This is a genomic window from Streptomyces sp. NBC_00690 (assembly GCF_036226685.1).
GTDB lineage: Bacteria > Actinomycetota > Actinomycetes > Streptomycetales > Streptomycetaceae > Streptomyces.
The window spans coordinates 5,022,959-5,041,600 of record NZ_CP109009.1 but is presented as its reverse complement, the minus strand read 5'-3'; the positions used below and the strand labels follow the sequence as shown (position 1 = coordinate 5,041,600).

At 67.6% G+C, this 18,642-nt stretch carries 19 protein-coding genes; 4 read left to right on the top strand and 15 right to left on the bottom strand.

Annotation, left to right across the window (positions count from 1 at the left end; translation table 11 throughout):
• Window positions 1–192 precede the first annotated feature (192 nt).
• From OID54_RS22065 to OID54_RS22030, 8 genes are all read right to left on the bottom strand, one after another.
• Entirely contained in the window at window positions 193–1,542 is a 1,350-nt protein-coding gene (locus OID54_RS22065) for a dicarboxylate/amino acid:cation symporter (protein ID WP_329021984.1), read from the bottom strand.
• 515 nt (window positions 1,543–2,057) lie between these two features.
• A complete protein-coding gene (locus tag OID54_RS22060; RefSeq protein WP_329027705.1) occupies window positions 2,058–2,312 on the bottom strand; it encodes a DUF4229 domain-containing protein in 255 nt (84 codons plus the stop codon).
• 103 nt (window positions 2,313–2,415) lie between these two features.
• Window positions 2,416–2,949 (bottom strand): GNAT family N-acetyltransferase, encoded by a 534-nt coding sequence (locus tag OID54_RS22055; protein WP_329021982.1) that lies wholly within the window; start codon window positions 2,947–2,949, stop codon window positions 2,416–2,418.
• Window positions 2,950–2,984: 35 nt separating this feature from the next.
• A complete protein-coding gene (gene mqnE / locus OID54_RS22050; protein WP_329021980.1) occupies window positions 2,985–4,148 on the bottom strand; it encodes an aminofutalosine synthase MqnE in 1,164 nt (387 codons plus the stop codon).
• Window positions 4,149–4,237: 89 nt separating this feature from the next.
• Entirely contained in the window at window positions 4,238–4,693 is a 456-nt protein-coding gene (locus OID54_RS22045; protein WP_329021978.1) for an Lrp/AsnC family transcriptional regulator, read from the bottom strand.
• 100 nt (window positions 4,694–4,793) lie between these two features.
• Entirely contained in the window at window positions 4,794–5,468 is a 675-nt protein-coding gene (locus tag OID54_RS22040) for a UbiX family flavin prenyltransferase (protein WP_329021976.1), read from the bottom strand.
• Between the two features lie 88 nt (window positions 5,469–5,556).
• Window positions 5,557–6,471: a menaquinone biosynthesis prenyltransferase MqnP gene (gene mqnP, locus OID54_RS22035; protein WP_329021974.1), complete on the bottom strand. Its 915-nt coding sequence runs from the start codon at window positions 6,469–6,471 to the stop codon at window positions 5,557–5,559.
• Window positions 6,468–7,919 carry a menaquinone biosynthesis decarboxylase gene (locus OID54_RS22030; RefSeq protein ID WP_329021971.1) on the bottom strand — a complete coding sequence of 484 codons (1,452 nt, stop codon included), beginning with the start codon at window positions 7,917–7,919 and terminating at the stop codon, window positions 6,468–6,470. The genes mqnP and OID54_RS22030 overlap by 4 nt, the downstream gene beginning before the upstream one ends.
• A gap of 89 nt (window positions 7,920–8,008) precedes the next feature.
• On the opposite strand from OID54_RS22030, the gene OID54_RS22025 reads away from it, so the two are divergent.
• On the top strand, window positions 8,009–8,347 hold the full coding sequence (locus tag OID54_RS22025) for a PLD nuclease N-terminal domain-containing protein (RefSeq protein WP_329021968.1): 339 nt from the start codon (window positions 8,009–8,011) through the stop codon (window positions 8,345–8,347).
• Between the two features lie 81 nt (window positions 8,348–8,428).
• Here OID54_RS22025 and ccsB read toward each other — a convergent pair whose 3' ends face one another.
• From ccsB to hemL, 7 genes are all read right to left on the bottom strand, one after another.
• Window positions 8,429–9,499 (bottom strand): c-type cytochrome biogenesis protein CcsB, encoded by a 1,071-nt coding sequence (ccsB, locus tag OID54_RS22020; RefSeq protein ID WP_329021966.1) that lies wholly within the window; start codon window positions 9,497–9,499, stop codon window positions 8,429–8,431.
• Window positions 9,496–11,214: a cytochrome c biogenesis protein ResB gene (resB, locus tag OID54_RS22015; protein ID WP_329021964.1), complete on the bottom strand. Its 1,719-nt coding sequence runs from the start codon at window positions 11,212–11,214 to the stop codon at window positions 9,496–9,498. The genes ccsB and resB overlap by 4 nt, the downstream gene beginning before the upstream one ends.
• A 5-nt stretch (window positions 11,215–11,219) precedes the next feature.
• Window positions 11,220–11,999: a cytochrome c biogenesis CcdA family protein gene (locus OID54_RS22010; RefSeq protein ID WP_329021963.1), complete on the bottom strand. Its 780-nt coding sequence runs from the start codon at window positions 11,997–11,999 to the stop codon at window positions 11,220–11,222.
• Between the two features lie 4 nt (window positions 12,000–12,003).
• Window positions 12,004–12,609: a TlpA family protein disulfide reductase gene (locus OID54_RS22005; protein WP_329021961.1), complete on the bottom strand. Its 606-nt coding sequence runs from the start codon at window positions 12,607–12,609 to the stop codon at window positions 12,004–12,006.
• A 77-nt stretch (window positions 12,610–12,686) separates the two neighbouring features.
• Complete coding sequence (locus OID54_RS22000; RefSeq protein WP_329027703.1) at window positions 12,687–13,925, bottom strand: hypothetical protein; 1,239 nt, start codon at window positions 13,923–13,925, stop codon at window positions 12,687–12,689.
• A gap of 198 nt (window positions 13,926–14,123) precedes the next feature.
• A complete protein-coding gene (locus OID54_RS21995) occupies window positions 14,124–14,843 on the bottom strand; it encodes a histidine phosphatase family protein (protein ID WP_329021958.1) in 720 nt (239 codons plus the stop codon).
• Window positions 14,840–16,147, bottom strand: a complete 1,308-nt coding sequence (gene hemL / locus OID54_RS21990; protein WP_329021956.1) for a glutamate-1-semialdehyde 2,1-aminomutase — start codon at window positions 16,145–16,147, stop codon at window positions 14,840–14,842. Before hemL ends, OID54_RS21995 begins: the two co-directional genes overlap by 4 nt.
• A 275-nt stretch (window positions 16,148–16,422) precedes the next feature.
• On the opposite strand from hemL, the gene OID54_RS21985 reads away from it, so the two are divergent.
• From OID54_RS21985 to OID54_RS21975, 3 genes are all read left to right on the top strand, one after another.
• Complete coding sequence (locus tag OID54_RS21985; RefSeq protein WP_329027701.1) at window positions 16,423–16,980, top strand: hypothetical protein; 558 nt, start codon at window positions 16,423–16,425, stop codon at window positions 16,978–16,980.
• Window positions 16,981–17,307: 327 nt separating this feature from the next.
• Entirely contained in the window at window positions 17,308–17,865 is a 558-nt protein-coding gene (locus OID54_RS21980) for a GNAT family N-acetyltransferase (RefSeq protein WP_329021954.1), read from the top strand.
• Between the two features lie 41 nt (window positions 17,866–17,906).
• Window positions 17,907–18,641, top strand: a complete 735-nt coding sequence (locus OID54_RS21975) for a Mut7-C RNAse domain-containing protein (protein ID WP_329021951.1) — start codon at window positions 17,907–17,909, stop codon at window positions 18,639–18,641.
• Window position 18,642: the final 1 nt, after the last annotated feature.

Below are 18,642 nucleotides of genomic sequence, written 5' to 3'. Positions count from 1 at the left end.
CGCGTACCGCCGACACGACAGAAAGAGGGCCATATACCGCCTCGACCCGAACATGTTGCTGCCCTTTCTGCCTGTTTGTGGCCTGGGAATCACCGAAAAGCGAGCATCCGGACCGCCGCCGATCCCGTCCCGGCACATACGAAAGCGCCCTGCCGCAGAACTGCGGCAGGGCGCTTCACGCTGGTGACGAGGTCAGGCGGGGACCGGAACGGCCGCCTTGCGCTCCGATGCGGTGCTCTCGTCCTCGTCGATCGGCGACGAGGTGGCCGAGGTGTACGCGTCGTGGTCGAGGATCTTCTCGCGGGAGGCGACGATGACCGGGACCAGGGCCTGGCCCGCCACATTGGTCGCCGTACGGATCATGTCCAGGATCGGGTCGATCGCCAGCAGCAGACCGACGCCCTCCAGTGGCAGCCCCAAGGTGGAGAGGGTCAGGGTGAGCATGACCGTCGCACCGGTGAGGCCCGCCGTCGCGGCCGAACCGACGACCGAGACGAACGCGATCAGCAGGTAGTCCTGGATGCCGAGCTGGACGTCGAAGATCTGCGCGATGAAGATCGCCGCCAGCGCCGGGTAGATCGCGGCGCAACCGTCCATCTTGGTCGTGGCGCCGAACGGAACCGCGAAGGACGTGTACTCCTTCGGCACTCCCAGGCGCTCGGTGACGCGCTGGGTGACGGGCATCGTGCCCACCGAGGAGCGGGAGACGAAGGCGAGCTGGATCGCGGGCCAGGCGCCCCGGAAGAAGTGCACCGGGTTGACCTTGGCGACGGTCGCCAGCAGCAACGGGTAGACGCCGAAGAGGACCAGGGCGCAACCGATGTAGACGTCGGCGGTGAAGGTCGCGTACTTGCTGATCAGGTTCCAGCCGTAGTCGGCGATGGCGAAACCGATCAGACCGACGGTGCCCAGCGGGGCGAGGCGGATGACCCACCACAGGGCCTTCTGGAGCAGTTCCAGCACGGCTTCACTGAGCGTGAGGATCGGCTTGGCCTTCTCCCCGAGCGCCAGCGCGGCGATGCCGGCGACGGCGGACATGAAGACGATCTGGAGGACGTTCAGCTCGGTGAAGGGCGTGATGACGTCCGTCGGGATGATTCCGGTGAGGAAGTCGATCCAGCTGCCCGTGTTCTCCGGCGCCTTGCCGTCCTTGGGCGTGAGTCCGGTGCCGGCCCCCGGGTTGGTGATCAGACCGATGGTGATGCCGATGGCGACCGCGATCAATGAGGTGATCATGAACCAGAGGAGGGTCTGACCCGCCAGCCGGGCGGCGTTGTTGACCTTACGCAGATTGGTGATCGACACCAGGATCGCGAAGAAGACGAGCGGGGCGACGGCCAGCTTCAGAAGCCGGACGAAGATTCCGCCGACCTGCTCCAGGGTGTCCTTGAGCCAGCCGATGTCCTGGCCCCTGGCGAGCCAGCCGAGCAGGACGCCCAGGACCAGACCGGCGACGATCTGGGCCCAGAACGGGACCTTGGGTATGCGGGATCCGGAGCCCGAAGGCTTTCCGGGGGTGGTCGTGGCGGTGTTCGCGGACACGGACACACTCCTGTGGCAGGGGAGAGGAAGGGGACGTACGAAAAGGGGTGCGGGGCGCCCGTGCGCGAGGGGGCGGGCTCCACCAGGATGCCGGGGTCAGACCGAGCGGCGACAGACCGCCGACATACAGCGGCAGAGATCGACATGCAGGCGCGCCACGAGCGGGGGGCTCGCGGCATCGTTGAAGCGCACTGGTGTCGTCATGCCGAACACGTTAACACCGGAACTTTGAGTACCTCAAAGACGTTCTTTGGGATCTCTCCATGGCCGATACATGCAAGGGATTCGCCCAACTCCCCTGCGCACCACGGAAGATCGCGGCATGAGGAAGCCCCGGCGCGGATCGCTGCGCACCGGGGCGTGTGATGCATGCCATAGGCAATCTCAAGGGGGCGGGACCGCGGCACAGCCGGACCACGAGCCTGCGGGACCACCCCGCGCCGAAGGACGGGGAAAGCCCCCATGGCCGTGGTCGTCGTCGCGCCCTCCGGTGAGGGAGTGCGGATGGACCTGGCCTAGAGGGTCACACCGTCTTCCCGAGTGCGGTTGGCTTCCAGGCGGGCCTTCGTCTCGTCGACCTTGCCGACGATCTGCGCGGACATCGCGTCGCGCTGCTTGCGCAGCAGGACAAAGCTCAACGGCGCCGAAACCACCAGGGCCAGCAGAACGACCCAGACGAAGTTCGAGTCACCGAGACCCTTGGGCAGCGCCCCGAAGTGGACCAGGCCCGCGACCACCGCAAAGCAACCGACGAAGACGGCGAAGCGCATACCGGTGTACTTGATCGCGGCGCTCGACTTGGCTGACACGGCTGGCCTTCTCTCCTCGTTACGACAGATCGTGCCAAACCAGTGAAGCACGCTCGGTTTTCGATCAGTACAGCGGCAGGAGCATCGTGATGTCGTCGCGGTCGTCGCCCGGCGCCACCCGGATCGCTCCCGGCACCCGGCCCACTTCCTTGTAACCGCACGAGGCGTAGAACCGTTCGATGCCCATCCCGCCGCGGCAGCCGAGCCGTATCGCCTCGATGCCGTCAAGACCGCGGGCCGCGTCGGCCACCGCCGCCATCAGCTCACGACCGTGGCCCTCGCCCTGCAACCGCGGGTGGACCATGACCGTGTAGAGCCACAACCAGTGGGTCATCAGCCGATGCGTGTTGTACGTGAGGAAGGCGGTGGCCAGGACCTCACCGTCGGCGCTGCGACCCACCAGCAGTCGAGTGCGCCCCTCCGCCACCGACACCAGCGACTTCAGCAGCTCCGGCCGGATCATCTCGGGGGTGACGGGCGGCACAAAGCCGACCGCGCCACCCGCGTTGGTCACATCGGCCCACAGACGCAGGACCCCGTCCCGGAGTGCCGGGTCGACCACCGGGTCCAGGGTGTACGTCAGACGGCTGTCGTTCATCGGTGCGGTGAAGGTTTCGATCGCTCTGTCGGGAGTCAGACGCGCATGGGCTGCGGCGACTCGCGCCGGTCGGCCTCCGGCCCCGGGTACTCACGGATGATCTCGTAACGGGTGTTGCGCTCGACCGGGCGGAACCCGGCGTCCCGGATCAGGTCGAGCAGATCGTCACGGGTCAGCTTGTTCGGCGTCCCGTAGTTGTCAGCGTCGTGCGTGATCTTGTACTCGACGACCGAGCCGTCCATGTCGTCCGCGCCGTGCTGGAGCGCCAGCTGAGCGGTCTGCACCCCGTGCATCACCCAGAAGACCTTGACGTGCGGAACGTTGTCGAACAGCAGTCGGGAGACCGCGAACGTCTTCAGCGCCTCCGCCCCGGTCGCCATGGTGGTGCGCGCCTGGAGCTTGTTGCGGACCTTGCCGTCCTTCATGTCGACGAAGTCGTGCTGGTAGCGCAGCGGGATGAAGACCTGGAAGCCGCCGGTCTCGTCCTGGAGCTCACGCAGCCGCAGTACGTGGTCGACCCGGTGCCGCGGCTCCTCGATGTGCCCGTACAGCATGGTGCTCGGGGTCTTGAGGCCCTTGCTGTGCGCGAGGCGGTGGATGCGCGACCAGTCCTCCCAGTGGGTCTTGTGGTCGACGATGTGCTGACGGATCTCCCAGTCGAAGATCTCCGCGCCACCACCCGTCAACGACTCAAGACCGGCCTCGATCAACTCATCGAGGATGTCGGAGGCCGACATGCCCGAGATCGTCTCGAAGTGGTGGATCTCGGTGGCCGTGAACGCCTTCAGCGAGACGTTCGGCAGGGCTTCCTTCAGCGCGCTGAGCGAGCGCGGGTAGTAGCGCCACGGCAGATTGGGATGGAGGCCGTTCACGATGTGGAGCTCGGTGAGGTTCTCGTTCTCCATCGCCTTGGCGAGGCGAACGGCCTCCTCGATGCGCATCGTGTACGCGTCCTTCTCGCCCGGCTTGCGCTGGAACGAGCAGTACGCGCACGAGGCGGTGCACACATTGGTCATGTTGAGGTGGCGATTGACGTTGAAGTGGACGACATCGCCGTTCTTACGGGTGCGCACCTCGTGGGCCAGACCGCCGAGCCACGCCAGGTCGTCCGAGTCGTAGAGGGCGATGCCGTCTTCGCGGGTCAGCCGCTCACCGGCCCTGACCTTCTCCTCCAGCTCGCGCTTGAGCCCAGCGTCCATGCGCCCGCCTCCCATGTGTCTACCAAATCGGGCTCCCCCACCGTACTCCCCCGTACCCGGCCGGCCGGGGATGCCCCCTGCGGCAGTGGTCACTCCTGTTCGGGGAGGTCACCCACCCTGTTCTCCCACTTCGTGGAGAGGACGATGGTGGTGCGGGTGCGGGAGACACCCCGGGTGCCGCTGAGTCTGCGGATGGTCTTCTCCAACCCGTCCACATCGCCGACACGCACCTTGAGCATGTAGGAGTCGTCGCCGGCGATGAACCAGCAGTCCTCGATCTCCGCGAGGTCCCGCAGTCTTCGGGCCACATCCTCGTGGTCGGCGGCGTCCGACAACGAGATCCCGATCAGTGCGGTCACCCCGAGGCCGAGCGATGCCGCATCGACGGTGGCGCGGTAGCCGGTGATGACGCCTGCCGCCTCAAGGCGGTTGATCCGGTCGGTGACGCTGGGGCCGGAGAGGCCCACCAGCCGTCCCAGCTCTGCGTAGGAGGCCCTGCCGTTCTCCCGGAGGGCCTGGATGAGCTGCCTGTCCACCGCGTCCATGTACCTGGACCTTCCCTTGTCTTAGAACCTTCAGGGGGTGCAGGGCCCAGAGCCCTGCCTAGCGTCCCGAGAATCCAGCAGTGATCTTTCCGGAGGGGAGTCAGTCGGTACGAGCGCCGCCCAGCTCACCCTTCCAGCGGCGGTAGAGCCGGTGCTCCACCCCTGCCGCGTCCAGCACCCGCCCGGCGACGAAGTCCACCAGGTCCTGGATGTGGGTCGCGCCCGCGTAGAAGGCGGGCGATGCGGGCAGCACCACGGCCCCCGCGTCGTCCAGGCGCACCAGGTGCCGCAGCGTCTGTCCGTTGAGGGGGGTCTCCCGCACGGCGACGACCAGCGGACGCCGTTCCTTGAGCACGACGCTCGCAGAACGCTGGAGGAGGTCCTTGGAGAGTCCGAGGGCGACCCCGGCGACGGCGGCCGTGGAAGCGGGCACGATCAGCATCCCCTTGGTGGGGTACGACCCGGACGACGGCCCGGCAGCGAGGTCGCCCGCGGCCCAGTGGCGTACGTCGTCGAGGTCGACCCGGAAGGTGTCCGGCTTGCCGTCCGCGCCCCGGCCGAGCCACTCGCGCAGATCGTCGCGCCAGTGGGCGTCCCGGAAGGAGATCCCCGTCTCGTCGAGCAGGGTGAGCCGGGAGGCACGCGAGACCACCAGATCCACGCTCTCACCGGCGTCGATGAGCCCCCGCAGCACGGCGGCTGCATAGGGCGTCCCGGACGCGCCGGAGACACCGACGATCCAGGGTCGGCGGGGTTCGTTCTGTGCTGGCTCCACACGGGGAGCCTATCCGGCGGGGTGAGGGGGTCGTGCCGGCGTCCTCCTCCTGCGCTGGCCGGCCCGGCCGGGGCCCGTGGTCAGACCGTCACACCGTCAGACCTCGCACCACCAGGTCCAGCAGGGCGCACACGAACAGGGCAATCCCGATGAACCCGTTGACGGTGAAGAACGCCCGGTTCAGCCGGGACAGATCGTGCGGGCGCACGATCGAGTGCTCGTACGCGAACGCCGCCGCCACGATCACCAGGCCGACCCAGAAGAACGCTCCCGCGTCCGTCACCAGCGCGTACCAGACCAGCAGGGCCGTGGTGACGAGGTGGCAGGCGCGGGCGCCGTGCAGTGCGGCCGGGACACCGAAGCGGGCGGGGACGGACAGCACGCCCTGTTCGCGGTCCGACTCCACGTCCTGGGTGGCGAAGATCAGATCGAAGCCGCCGATCCAGATGCCGACCGCGAGCCCGAGGATCACCGCGTCCCAGGACCACTCCCCCGTCACCGCGAGCCAGGCGCCGATGGGCCCCATGGCCTGGGCGAGGCCCAGGATCACGTGCGGGAAGTTGGTGAAGCGCTTGCCGTACGGATAGACCACCATCGGGACGACCGCGATCGGCGCCAGTGCCAGACAGAGCGGGTTGAGCAGGGCCGCCGCCCCGAGGAAGACCACGACCGCGATCAGTGCGCCCGTCCACGCGGACCGCACGCTCACCGCTCCCGTGACCAGTTCACGGTTTGCCGTGCGCGGGTTCCGGGCGTCGATCTCACGGTCGATGATCCGGTTGCACGCCATGGCGAAGGTCCGCAGACCCACCATGGCGACGGTGACGAGCAACAGGGTCACCCAGTCCACACTGCCGCTGCCGCCGTCGCCATGGAGGAACATCGCGGTCAGCGCGGCGATGTACGCGAACGGCAGCGCGAAGACCGAGTGCTCGATCATCACCAACCGCAGGAAGCCCTTGGTCCGGCTCGGGCCGGGAACCGCAGCCGCCGATGCGGTCACAGCCCGTACTCCGTCCAGCGGCGGTCGACCAGGGCCGCCGTCGACGGGTCGGACTCGACCATGTCGGGCCAGCCGCCGTCGCGGACGTATCCCTCCTCGGGCCACTTCTTCGTTGCGTCGATGCCCGCCTTGCCGCCCCAGAACTGCTGGTAGGAGGCGTGGTCTAGATGGTCCACGGGTCCTTCGGCGACGGTCAGGTCACGGGCGTAGTCCGTGTTCCCGAGTGCGCGCCAGGAGACCTCGTGCAGATCGTGGACATCGCAGTCCGAGTCCACCACCACGATCAGCTTGGTCAGCGACATCATGTGGGCGCCCCAGATGGCGCTCATCACCTTCTGGGCGTGCTTGGGGTACTTCTTGTCGATCGAGACGATCGCGCAGTTGTGGAAGCCGCCGGACTCGGGGAGGTGGTAGTCCACGATGTCCGGAACGATGATCTTGAGCAGGGGCAGGAAGAAGCGTTCCGTGGCACGGCCCAGCGGACCGTCCTCCGTGGGCGGGCGGCCCACGACGATCGACTGGAGCAGCGGGCGCTGCCGCATGGTGATGCAGTCGATCTTCAGTGCCGGGAACGGCTCCTGCGGTGTGTAGAAACCCGTGTGGTCGCCGAACGGGCCCTCGGGAAGCATCTCCCCCGGCTCCAACCAGCCCTCCAAGACCACCTCGGCCTGGGCCGGGACCTGGAGCGGCACCGTCTTGCAGTCGACCATCTCGATCCGCTTGCCCTGGATGAAGCCGGCGAACAGGTACTCGTCGATGTCGCCGGGCAGCGGCGCGGTGGAGGCGTACGTCACGGCAGGGGGCGCGCCGAAGGCGATCGCGACCGGCAGTCGCTCACCGCGGCGCGCCGCGACCTGGTAGTGGTTGCGGCTGTCCTTGTGGATCTGCCAGTGCATCCCGATGGTGTTGCGGTCGTGCCGCTGGAGCCGGTAGAGGCCGAGGTTGCGCACCCCGGACTCCGGGTCCTTGGTGTGGGTGAGTCCCAGGTTGAAGAAGGAGCCGCCGTCCTTGGGCCAGGTGAACAGCGCGGGCAACTGGTCGAGGTCGACGTCGTCCCCGCGCAGGACCACCTCCTGTACGGGGGCGTCCTTCACCTTCTTCGGCGGTACGTGGACCATCGAGCCGAGCTTGCCGAACGCCTCGCGCACCCCGACGAAACCGTGCGGGAGTTCGGGCTTGAGCAGACCGCCGATCTTGTCGCTGATCTCGGTGTACGACTTCAGCCCCAGCGCCTTGAGCAGTCGGCGGTCGGTTCCGAAGACATTCATCGCCAGCGGCATCGACGAACCGCGCACGTTCTCGAAGAGCAGCGCTGGTCCGCCCGCTTTGTTCACCCTGTCGACGATCTCCCCGACCTCTAGGTGGGGATCGACTTCCGCCTTGATGCGCTTGAGGTCTCCCTCGCGTTCCAAGGCCCTGAGCAGGGAGCGAAGATCGTCGTAAGCCATGCGCCCCAGTATCCGGTACCAGTTACCCTGGCGGCGTCACCGGGGGCCATTCCGTGCCCCACCGCCTCTCACTGGGGGACCGTACGGCCATGCTCAGGTATCTGCCTTTCCTGCTGGTCCTGGCGCTGTGGATCTACGCCTTCATCGATTGCCTCCAGACTCCTGAGAAGGACGTCAGGTACCTCCCGAAGCTGGCGTGGGTCTTCATCGTGCTCCTCTTCGGGCAGGTGCTCCTCGGGCCTGTCGCCTGGTTCATCGCGGGCCGGCCCCGCAAGACCACGGGCTTCGGCGGTGGTCGCCGCACCGAGTGGGTGGCCCCCGACGACAACCCCGAGTTCCTCCAGTCCCTGAAGAAGGACGAACCGGTGGCGCAGGACGAGTCCGCGCCGAAGGACGAGAAGAAGGACCGGGACGACGAGGAGGCATGAGCCCCCGCCGTCAGCGCGCGTGCCAGAGCCCCCCGACCACATCGGTCGGGGGGCTCTGGCGTGGCGGTGCGGTCGTGCGGCTCAGACTCCGGCGTAGGAGTGCAGGCCGTCCACGAAGATGTTGACGCCGTAGTAGTTGAACAGCCAGCAGGCGAAGGCGATCAGCGCCAGCACGGCCGCCTTGCGGCCCTTCCAACCGGCGGTCGCCCGCGCATGCAGGTAGCAGGCGTACGCGACCCAGGTGATGAAGGACCAGACCTCCTTGGGGTCCCAGCCCCAGTAGCGGCCCCAGGCGTCGCCGGCCCAGATGGCGCCGGCGATGATCGTGAAGGTCCACAGCGGGAAGACGGCCGCGTTGACGCGGTACGAGAACTTGTCGAGCGTGGCGGCGGCGGGCAGCCGCTCCAGCACCGACGTGGCGAACGCACCGGGCTTCTCGCCGGCCGCGACCTTCTTCTCGTACGAGTCCTTGAACAGGTACAGCAGGGTGCCGACCGCGCCCAGGTAGAACACCGCGCCGCAGAAGATCGCGGTGGACACATGGATGATCAGCCAGTACGAGTCCAGGGCGGGAACCAGCTGGTCGCTGTCGGTGTAGAGGGCCGTGGTGGCGATGCCGAGGTCGATCAGGACGGTTCCGACGAGCGGCAGGCCCAACCAGCGGACGTTCTTCTTGACCAGCAGGAAGACGAGGTACGCACCCACGACCACCATGGAGAAGGTGATCGAGAACTCGTACATGTTGCCCCAGGGCACCCGCCGCACCGACATGGCCCGGGCCACCACTCCACCGGCGTGGATCAGGAAGGCCAGCATGGTCAGCGAGATCGCGATCCGGCCGTAGAGGTCGCCCTTGACAGTGCCTCCGGCCGCGCCGGGGCCGTCCGGGACATCGCGCTCACCAGGTGCGGAGCGCGTGATGACCTTGGGCTTGTCGAGAACGGCGGTGCCGCCGCCCTGCTGGCGCACCTGGACCTTGACGGCGGGCGTCGTAGTGAGCGCGGCGGCCGTGCGTCCCACCTTGCTCCGGCTGCCGAAGATCCATTCGGTGATGTGGGCGAGGAAGGCCAGGGTGTACACGGCCATCGCCGAGTAGATCAGGACGTTGCTGATCTCGGCGAGGTTCTCGTTGGTAGCGGCGGCGAGAGTCACTCCTTGGCCCCTTCGGCAGACACTGCGGATTCGGTTGCGGGATCGCTCCCGGGCTCGGGCGCGGTCGGCGCCTCAGCATGGAGCTTCTCTGCCAGGTCGGAGAGCTCCTGTGGCAATTTCGGCGACTCGCTACGGCCGAGTCCGGCCATTTCGACGACGGTCACGCCGTCGGCACCCCGTACCGCCCGCACCCAGACCCTACGGCGCTGGATGAAGAGCGAACCGGCCAGCCCCGCGATCGCGGCGATCGCCCCGCCCAGGGCCCAGCCGCTGCCCGGCTGCTGGGAGATCTGGAAGGTGGCCCACTCCTTGACCTCGCCGTCGAAGGTGATCGAGCCGGCCCCGTCGGGCAGTTTCATCGTCTCGCCCTCCCGCAGCCGGGCCCGGAGGGTGTCCCCGTTCTCGTCCTTGAACTTCTTCATGCTGCGCGAGTCGAGTTGGTAGACGTTCTGCGGCAGACCGGAGTCGACGCCCAGATCGCCGATGTAGCCGTTGAGCGCCAGTACCGGGAAGTCCAGCCCGGGGAACTGGGAGAACATCGTGCCGTTGCCCACCCCGCCGAAGGTCGGCACGAAGAACGCCTCAAAACCGAGCTGCGTCTTCTTGCCGTTCTTGTCGCGGTAGCCGTCCAGGACCTTGATGGCACCGGTGGAGGTGATGTTCGCGTCGATGGGCAGCAGCGGCACCGGGTCCTTGAAGATGACCTCGCCCTTGCGGTCCCGCACGGTCACCACGGGCGCATAGCCGTGGGCCAGCAGATAGACCTTCGTCCCATTGATGACCAGCGGCTTGTTGACCTCGATCGTGGACTTGCGGTCCTTGCCGCCCGGCTGGGACCAGGTGATGTCGGCCTCGAAGGTGCGGGGGGTGCCGCGCTGTGGACCGGTCCTCTCGTACGTACCGGTGAACTTGTCCAGCTTGAAGCTGAACGGCTCCAGGTCATCCACCCCGTAGAGGGTGCCGGAACGGAAGTCGTCGTACTGCGTAAGCGTGTTGGAGAAGCCGCCGCCCTCGATGACGAGCTTGCCGCCCTCGTACTTGAAGAGCTGCCCCCAGGCGAAGGCGATGAGCATCACGATCAGCGAGATATGGAAGACCAGGTTCCCCGCTTCGCGCAGAAAGCCCTTCTCCGCCGCGACGGCGTTCCCCACGGTGTGGGAACGGAACCGGCGCCCCTTCAGCAGCTTGAGCGCCGCCTCCCGCACCTGCTCGGGCTCCGCCACCGTGCGCCAGGTCGCGTACGCGGGCATCCGGGTCAACCGGCCGGGAGCGCCCGGCGGACGGCTGCGGAGCTGGCCGATGAACTGCCAGGTTCGCGGGACGATGCAGCCGATGAGCGAGACGAACAACAGGATGTAGATCGCGGAGAACCAGATCGAGCTGTAGACGTCGAACAGCTGGAGGTTGTCGAAGATCGGCGTCAGGGTCGGATTGTTCTTCTGCCAGTCCTGGACCTTGAGGTCATCGACGCTGTTCTGCGGGACCAGCGAGCCGGGGATGGCCGCGAGCGACAGCAACAGCAGGAGGATCAACGCCACCCGCATGGAGGTCAGCTGCCGCCAGTACCAGCGGGCCCAGCCGACGATGCCGAGCGTGGGGCCGGTGATGATCTGTTCCTCTTGCGGAGCGGTCGACAGCTGTGCGCCGGCGGCCTCGTCCCGACGCTGCTCGCTCTCGCCCGCGGTGTCCGCCGCAGAGGTCTCAGTCTTGCTCATTGGAGTCAGATCCCCACCGTGAAGCCGTTGGACCAGGTCTGCATCTGCTGGATCATGAGATCCCAGACGCCCGTCAGCAGCAGCACACCGGTGACGATCATCATCACGCCACCGATCCGCATCACCCAGACGTAGTGCCGCTTGACCCAGCCGAACGCCCCCAGCGCCTTGCGGAAGGCGACGGCGGCGAGGACGAAGGGCACGCCCAGGCCGAGGCAGTACGCGACGGTCAGTATGGCCCCACGGCCGGCGCTGCCCTGCTCCGCGGCGAGGATCTGCACGGCGGCCAGCGTGGGGCCGATGCAGGGGGTCCAGCCGACGCCGAAGAGCACGCCCAGCAGGGGAGCGCCCACCAGCCCGGAGACCGGCCGCTTGTGGATACGGAACTCACGGCGGGTCAGCCAGGGCATCCCGCCCATGAAGAAGGCGCCCATCAGCACCATCAGCACGCCGAGGATCTTGGTGATGACCTCCTGCTGGCCCAGCAGTCGCTGGCCGAAGAAGCCGAAGAGTGCGCCGCCGGAGACGAAGACGGCGGTGAAGCCGAGGACGAAGAGCGAGGCGCCGAGGACCAGTCGGCCGCGCTTGGCCTCGGCGAGGTCCGCTCCGGTGACACCGGTCACATAAGAGAGATAGCCGGGGACCAGTGGCAGCACGCAGGGGGAGAAGAAGGAGACCAGGCCGCCCAATACAGCGATGGGGAGGGCGAGGGCGAGTGCACCGCTGAAGACGGTCTCGTTGAAGGTCGAGGAGGCCAGGACCGCGCCGGCAGCTGCGTTCTCCACAAGATCACTTCTCCGCGAGCACGGGGTCGATCAGCTTGCGGAGGTCTTCCTCCGACAGCGCCTTGAGGGCCCGTGCGGCGATCTTCCCCTCCCGGTCGAGGACGACCGTGGAGGGGATGGCCTGGAGCATCAACGTGCCCCGGGGGAAGCCGTTGACGAGCAGCTTGCCGATCGGGTCGTGCAGGCTCGGGTACGGGATCTTGTAGTCGCGCTCGAAGGCGAGCGCCGGGCCCTTGCTGGTGTCGCGGGTGTTGATGCCGACGAACTGCACTCCCTTGGGTTCCAGCTCGGTGGCGACCTTGGCGAAATGTTTCGCCTCTGCTCGGCAGGGCGCGCACCAGGAGCCCCACGCATTGACGACCACGACCTTGCCCTTGAAGTCGGCGAGATCGAGCTTCTCGCCCTCCAGGGTGTCGCCCGCGACCTTCTTGGTCGGCTTGCGATGGCCCTCGGCGACGGTGGAGATGCCACCGGTGTCGGTGACGAACCCGGTACCCCCTCCACCACCTGACTTCCCGGTGTCCCCGCCGCTACAGGCGGACAGGGCGAGCGCGCCGGCCGCGGTGAGGGCGGTCAGCAGGACGGCGCGCTGGGCACGGCTAGAGGTCATGTGAAAAGTTTCGCATGGCCCATTGGACGATCTTCTGCGCCCCCCTTAGTGCCCGGAAGGCACATAAAAACCCCTTATCAAGCAGCCCTAAGGAAGGCACTCCAGCCACCGGCGGGCGCCTGACCCACGTCGAGGCCGCGGAGCTTGGCGAGCACCTGGGGGTCCTGGACGTCGAGCCAGTCGCAGAACTGCCGGAAGGAGACCAGTCGTACGTCCTTCTTCCCGGCCATGGCCTTGACCGCCTCCTCCACGGCATCCATATAGATGCCGCCGTTCCACTGCTCGAAGTGGTTCCCGATGAACAGCGGTGCACGGTTGGACTCGTAGGCCCGGCGGAAGCCGTTGACGTAGCAGCCGATCGCCTGCTTCTTCCACCGCGGATGGTGCTCGGGCGGGCCCTTCGTCGAGTTCTGCGACTGGTTGGCCATGATGTTGTAGTCCATCGAGAGCACCTCGAAGGAGTACCCGGGGAACGGGACCGCCTGGAGCGGCAGATCCCAAAGGCCCTCCCGCTTGGTGGGCCAGACCTGTCGCCCGCCGGGTGAGCTGGCGTCATAGCGCCAACCGAGCTTCCTGGCGGTGGGGAGCAGCTTCTCCTGTCCGAGCAGACAGGGCGTGCGGGCGCCGATGAGCTCCTTGCCGTAGTCGAACGGCAGGGGGTCGAGGTCGTCCCAGCCGCTGTGGGTGCGCCAACGGGTGACGAAGGACTCGGCCTGCTCGATCTCGTTCTCCCAGTCGGCGGGTGTCCAGTTGGCGACCGATCCCGAGCCGCCGCAGAAGTGCCCGTTGAAGTGGGTTCCTATCTCATGGCCATCGAGCCATGCCTGACCTATGTGGCCGAGCGTCTTCTTGATGTTCTCGTCGGCGAGATAGCCGATGTCCGATGCGCCGACCGCATTGTTCGGAGGTCGGTAGAGCGACTTCTTGGACTCCGGAAGCAGATAGATCCCGGAGAGGAAGAAGGTCATTCCCGCGTCGTACTCCTTGGCGAGATCGAGAAAGCGCGGGAACAGTCCATTGCCGACCTCTCCCGCACCGTCCCAGGAGAAGATCACGAATTGCGGCGGGGCCTGACCGGGCTCCAGCGGTACGGGCGGGGGCGGCTGGTTCGGTTGCTTTCCGGTATCCGATGTGGAGCCGTCGCCTATCAATCGCCCCTTGGGGACCTTGGGCCCTTTACTGCTGCCCACCGTCCCGCCGTCCCCTGTGGCCCCGCCGTCCCCACCGAGGCCCAGAGCGCCACAACCTGCCGTTCCCAGCACGGCAGCGGCACCGAGTCCCGCGCCGAGCACGCTCCTTCGACTGATGTCCCGCATATCGATCCCGTCCACACGCCCTCCCGAAGGAGAGCCCCCCGATTTACTGATCGCCGGCCGAATACCGGCTACTGAGGGAGAGGACACAGAGAAGGAGCCGGTTCCAGGAACCGGCTCCTTCATTTATGAGGAGGCGTCAGGGAGTACGTGGAACTCCTCGGCGAAAATCCCGAGAACGACCTCGAAACTAACGGAGAGCTACGCACCGAATGCTTTCGACTTCCCCTTCACCGGCTTGGCGCCGGCGAGTAGGTGCGGCGGTACGAGATCACGTGCCGGTTCGGAGTATCCGACCGAAACGATGCGATCGCCCTCGTAGGTGAAGGTGGTCAGCGACGCCAGGGTGCACTGCCGCCGGCGGGGGTCGTGCCACAGCCGGCGCCGTTCGACGAAGCTGCGGACGATCCAGATCGGCAACTGATGACTGACGAGGACCGCCTCATGACCGCGGGCGGCGTCCCGCGCGTCATTGAGGGCCCCCATCATCCGCACCACCTGCTCGATGTACGGCTCGCCCCAGGAGGGGCGGAACGGATTGGTCAGGTGGCGCCAGTTCGCGGGTCTGCGCAGTGCGCCGTCCCCGACGCCGAAGGTCTTGCCCTCGAAGACGTTGCCGGCCTCGATGAGCCGGTCGTCGGTACCGACCGCGAGGCCGTGGCTCTTGGCGACCGGCAGTGCGGTCTCCTGCGCCCGTTCCAGCGAGGAGGCGACGACATGGGTGACGTCACGATCCCCGAGGGCTTCGGCGACGCGGTCGGCCATCTGCCGACCGAGCGAGGAGAGGTGGTAGCCCGTCCGGCGGCCGTAGAGGATGCCGTCCGGATTGTGCACCTCGCCGTGCCGCATCAGATGGACGACGGTGGTGGCCTTCCCCCCGGAGCCGCCGTGCCCCGCTCTCGTACTGTCAACGCCGCTCATGCCGCGGCCTCCGCGGCGGCCCGGGCGGCGGCGGGCAGGGCGGCGGCGATGCGCTCGATCGCCCGCTCGTCATGGGCCGTGGAGACGAACCAGGACTCGAAGGCGGAGGGCGGCAGATAGACGCCGTCGGCGAGCATCGAGTGGAAGAAGGCATTGAAGCGGAAGGCTTCCTGGCGCTTGGCGTCCTCGTAGTTCCGCACCTCGTCCGCGGTGAAGAAGACGGAGAACATGTTGCTCGCGTTCTGGAGCCGGTGCGCGACGCCCTCCTTGCTGAGCGCGTCGACGACCAGTCGTTGGATCTGCGCGGAGACCGCATCGACCGTCTCGTACGCGGCCTCGTCCAGCAGTCGGAGTTGGGCCAGGCCCGCCGCGGTCGCCACCGGGTTCCCGGACAGGGTGCCCGCCTGGTACACGGGACCGGCGGGAGCCAAGTGGGCCATGACCTCGGCACGGCCCCCGAACGCGGCGGCCGGGAAGCCGCCGCCCATGACCTTGCCGAAGGTCAACAGATCGGGCTCGACTCCGTCCACGCCGAACCAGCCCGCCCTGCTGGTGCGGAATCCGGTCATCACCTCATCGGAGATGTAGAGCGCGCCGTTCTCGCGGCAGAGGTCCTTCAGTCCCTGGTTGAAGCCGGGCAGCGGCGGCACCACGCCCATGTTCCCCGGCGACGCCTCGGTGATCACACAGGCGATCTCCCCGGGGTGTGCGGCGAACGCCTGCCGTACGGCTTCGAGGTCGTTGTACGGGAGGACGACGGTCTCGCTGGCCTGGGCACCCGTGACACCGGGGGTGTCCGGCAGTCCGAACGTCGCCACCCCGGAACCGGCCGCGGCCAGCAGTGCGTCGACGTGTCCGTGGTAGCAGCCGGCGAACTTCACCACCTTGGCCCGACCGGTGTAGCCACGGGCGAGCCGGATCGCCGACATCGTCGCCTCCGTACCGCTGGAGACCAGTCGCACCTGCTCGACGGGGGCCACCCGGGCGACGATCTCCTCGGCGAGCGCGACCTCGCCCTCACCGGGCGTACCGAAGGAGGTACCGCGCGCCACCGCCGCGTGAACGGCCTCGATCACGGTCGGATGGGCATGGCCGAGGATCATCGGCCCCCAGGAACAGACGAGGTCGACGTACTCGCGGCCGTCCGCATCGGTGAGGTAGGGGCCGGTGCCGGACACCATGAACCGTGGCGTACCGCCCACGGCTCGAAAGGCCCGCACGGGAGAGTTGACGCCGCCGGGCGTCACGAGGGACGCACGGTCGAAGAGCGCCTGCGAAACTGGAGCTTCGTATGAATACGCCACGTTGGTCCTGATCTAACGATTCGGGGGTTCGGGTGACCGGGGCGGATGATCTCGGCCACGGGTGAGCAGGGAGCGCGATCTCCTCGTATGACGAAAGGGCATCACCCTCCTCGTATCTGCGAAACTGGGACGACACAGGGAAGGCTCACGGAATCCATGGTGTCAGAGGCCACGGTGTTCCTCACGGACAGGTGTTTCACCTGACGCTCGTGGGGGAGGTCACTGTCACGATGATCGGGTTGCGCGGCGGGGGCTGCGAGTGGTCGGGTGGAGATATGTATCGCGGTGGCGGACTGGGCGAGGGGACTGACGACCTGGGCCCTGACCCTGCCCGTCGGGGCAGGCACCGACGAGGCGACGCGGACGCGGATGCCGCAGGAGGCAGGAGCGGCCGGGTGGGGGTGACCTACAAGTACTTCGGCGCGCCCGATGGGGCCACGGCTGCCCGGGTGCCGATATCGATGCGCCCGGAGGAGCTCGGCGGAGACGAACTCGGCATGGGCGGGCTGTTCACCAAGATCAAGCCGGAGACCATAGCCGCCATGGTGCTGATGGGTATCCAGGGCATGCCGCTCAACAAGGTCCCCCCGCTGGAGCTCGTGGTCCTCCACCCGGACTACGCGGTGGTCAAGCTCCCGATGACCGTGGTGGATCCGCTGCGCGACCTGGGCGAGGAGTCCGTGGGCGCGGCCGCCTTCATCTGGTCGACGGTGCCGGATCGGGGCGGGCCCCGAGACGCATTCACCGTGTACCGACTCCTCCATGAATGGCAGGACTTCAGCCATAGGCTGCACGAGGCCGGACACCAGCCGTACTGCCTGGTGTGGCCGTGACCGGTGGTGGCCGTGACTGTGGTGGCTGCTCTGTTGGCTGACCGCGCCGGTTGCTGACCGCCGTCGTCGGTGCCTCGTCGATGCCTCTATCGGCCTCCCTCTGCGCGTCGATCGACGCAACGCCGTAGGGCCGGGCGCGCCGTACGCCCTCCGAAGCACCGCACGTGCCCGCGGTCTCTGACAAGCACCGCACGTGCCCGCGGCGCCCCTCTGCCTGCTCCCCCTGAATGCGATATGCGTACAGGTAACGCACTTCATCCGCTTTGACGGGTGTTGTCGTGGACGGTGTTCTTCAGCACTGTCAGTGGGTGCTTCTACCGTGGGGCCATGGGCAACAGCACTGCGGCGGTACACATCGAGGCATGGGCCGAGGGCGATCTCAATCTGCTCCGCGCTGCGAACGCGCCGGAGTTGATGAGCCATCTGGGTGGCTCCGAATCGGATGAGCAGGTCGTGGCGCGCCACCTCCGCTATCTCCAACTGAGCGCGGACACCACCGGCAAGGGCCGGATGTATCGGATCGTGTCCGCCGCGACGGGCGAGCCGATGGGCACGATCGGCTTCTGGGAGCAGCAGTGGCACGGGGAGCAGGTCTATGAGACGGGTTGGACGGTCCTCCCCGGGTTCCAGCGGCGGGGGGCGGCCACCGCGGCGACGCTGGCAGTGGTGGAGGCGGCCCGCGCCGAGCGTCGGAACCGCTATCTCCACGCCTTTCCCAGCGTGCTGAACGACGCGTCGAACGCCGTGTGCCGAAAGGTCGGATTCACGGCGATGGGCGAGTGCGAGGTGGAGTACCCGCCGGGCCATCCCCTCCAGGTGAACGACTGGCGGCTCGACCTCCAACAGCCCCACCTCGCGGGCGACGGCCCTTCGACCGCTCGATAACACACATGCCACGGCGGCCTCGGCAATGGCATGCTGCCCGGGTGAACGGACCGGAAATTCAGCTGACCGTCGCTCCTGAGCTGCGGATCTTTGTGCCTTCGGGTCGACGACAGGGGCAAACGGCACTGGTCACCGATGGCTCGTCCACCCTCGGTCATGTCATCGAATCGCTGGGGGTGCCGCTCACTGAGGCGGGCCGGATCCTGGTCGACGGGGTGGAGGCCGCGGTCTCCCACGTACCCACCGCGGGTGAGCGCGTGGAGGTGTTGGGAGTCAGCCGCCCGCAACAGATCCCGGGCGCGCCGCTGCGGTTCCTGCTCGATGTGCATCTCGGCACGCTGGCCCGCCGATTGCGGCTGCTCGGCGTGGATGCGGCCTACGAGAACGAGGACATGGGCGATCCCGCGTTGGCGGCGCTCTCCGCGCGGGAGAAGCGGGTCATGCTCTCCCGGGACCGCGGGCTGCTGCGCCGTCGGGAGCTCTGGGCCGGGGGGTACGTCTACAGCGACAGGCCCGATGAGCAACTGCGGGATGTACTGGAACGATTCGCTCCGGTCCTGGCGCCGTGGACCCGCTGCACCGCCTGCAACGGCCGGCTGGCGCCGGCCGACAAGGACGCCGTGCAGGACCAGTTGCAGCAGGGGACGCAGCGGAACTATGACGTCTTCGCCCAGTGCACCGCGTGCGGCAGGGCCTATTGGCGCGGCGCCCACCACTCCAGGCTGGTGGCGATCGTGGACGAGGCGGTCCGGGAGTTCGGGGGCGAGGCGGCGTAGC

Coding starts and splice junctions, on each gene's coding strand:
- resB (WP_329021964.1), bottom strand. CDS start 11,214: ATGAGCAAGACTGAGACCTCTGCGGCGGACACCGCGGGCGAGAGCGAG.
- OID54_RS22045 (WP_329021978.1), bottom strand. CDS start 4,693: ATGGACGCGGTGGACAGGCAGCTCATCCAGGCCCTCCGGGAGAACGGC.
- OID54_RS22060 (WP_329027705.1), bottom strand. CDS start 2,312: ATGCGCTTCGCCGTCTTCGTCGGTTGCTTTGCGGTGGTCGCGGGCCTG.
- OID54_RS22005 (WP_329021961.1), bottom strand. CDS start 12,609: ATGACCTCTAGCCGTGCCCAGCGCGCCGTCCTGCTGACCGCCCTCACC.
- OID54_RS22055 (WP_329021982.1), bottom strand. CDS start 2,949: ATGAACGACAGCCGTCTGACGTACACCCTGGACCCGGTGGTCGACCCG.
- OID54_RS22000 (WP_329027703.1), bottom strand. CDS start 13,925: ATGCGGGACATCAGTCGAAGGAGCGTGCTCGGCGCGGGACTCGGTGCC.
- OID54_RS21995 (WP_329021958.1), bottom strand. CDS start 14,843: ATGAGCGGCGTTGACAGTACGAGAGCGGGGCACGGCGGCTCCGGGGGG.
- mqnE (WP_329021980.1), bottom strand. CDS start 4,148: ATGGACGCTGGGCTCAAGCGCGAGCTGGAGGAGAAGGTCAGGGCCGGT.
- OID54_RS21980 (WP_329021954.1), top strand. CDS start 17,308: ATGGGCAACAGCACTGCGGCGGTACACATCGAGGCATGGGCCGAGGGC.
- OID54_RS21985 (WP_329027701.1), top strand. CDS start 16,423: ATGTATCGCGGTGGCGGACTGGGCGAGGGGACTGACGACCTGGGCCCT.
- OID54_RS22030 (WP_329021971.1), bottom strand. CDS start 7,919: ATGGCTTACGACGATCTTCGCTCCCTGCTCAGGGCCTTGGAACGCGAG.
- OID54_RS22025 (WP_329021968.1), top strand. CDS start 8,009: ATGCTCAGGTATCTGCCTTTCCTGCTGGTCCTGGCGCTGTGGATCTAC.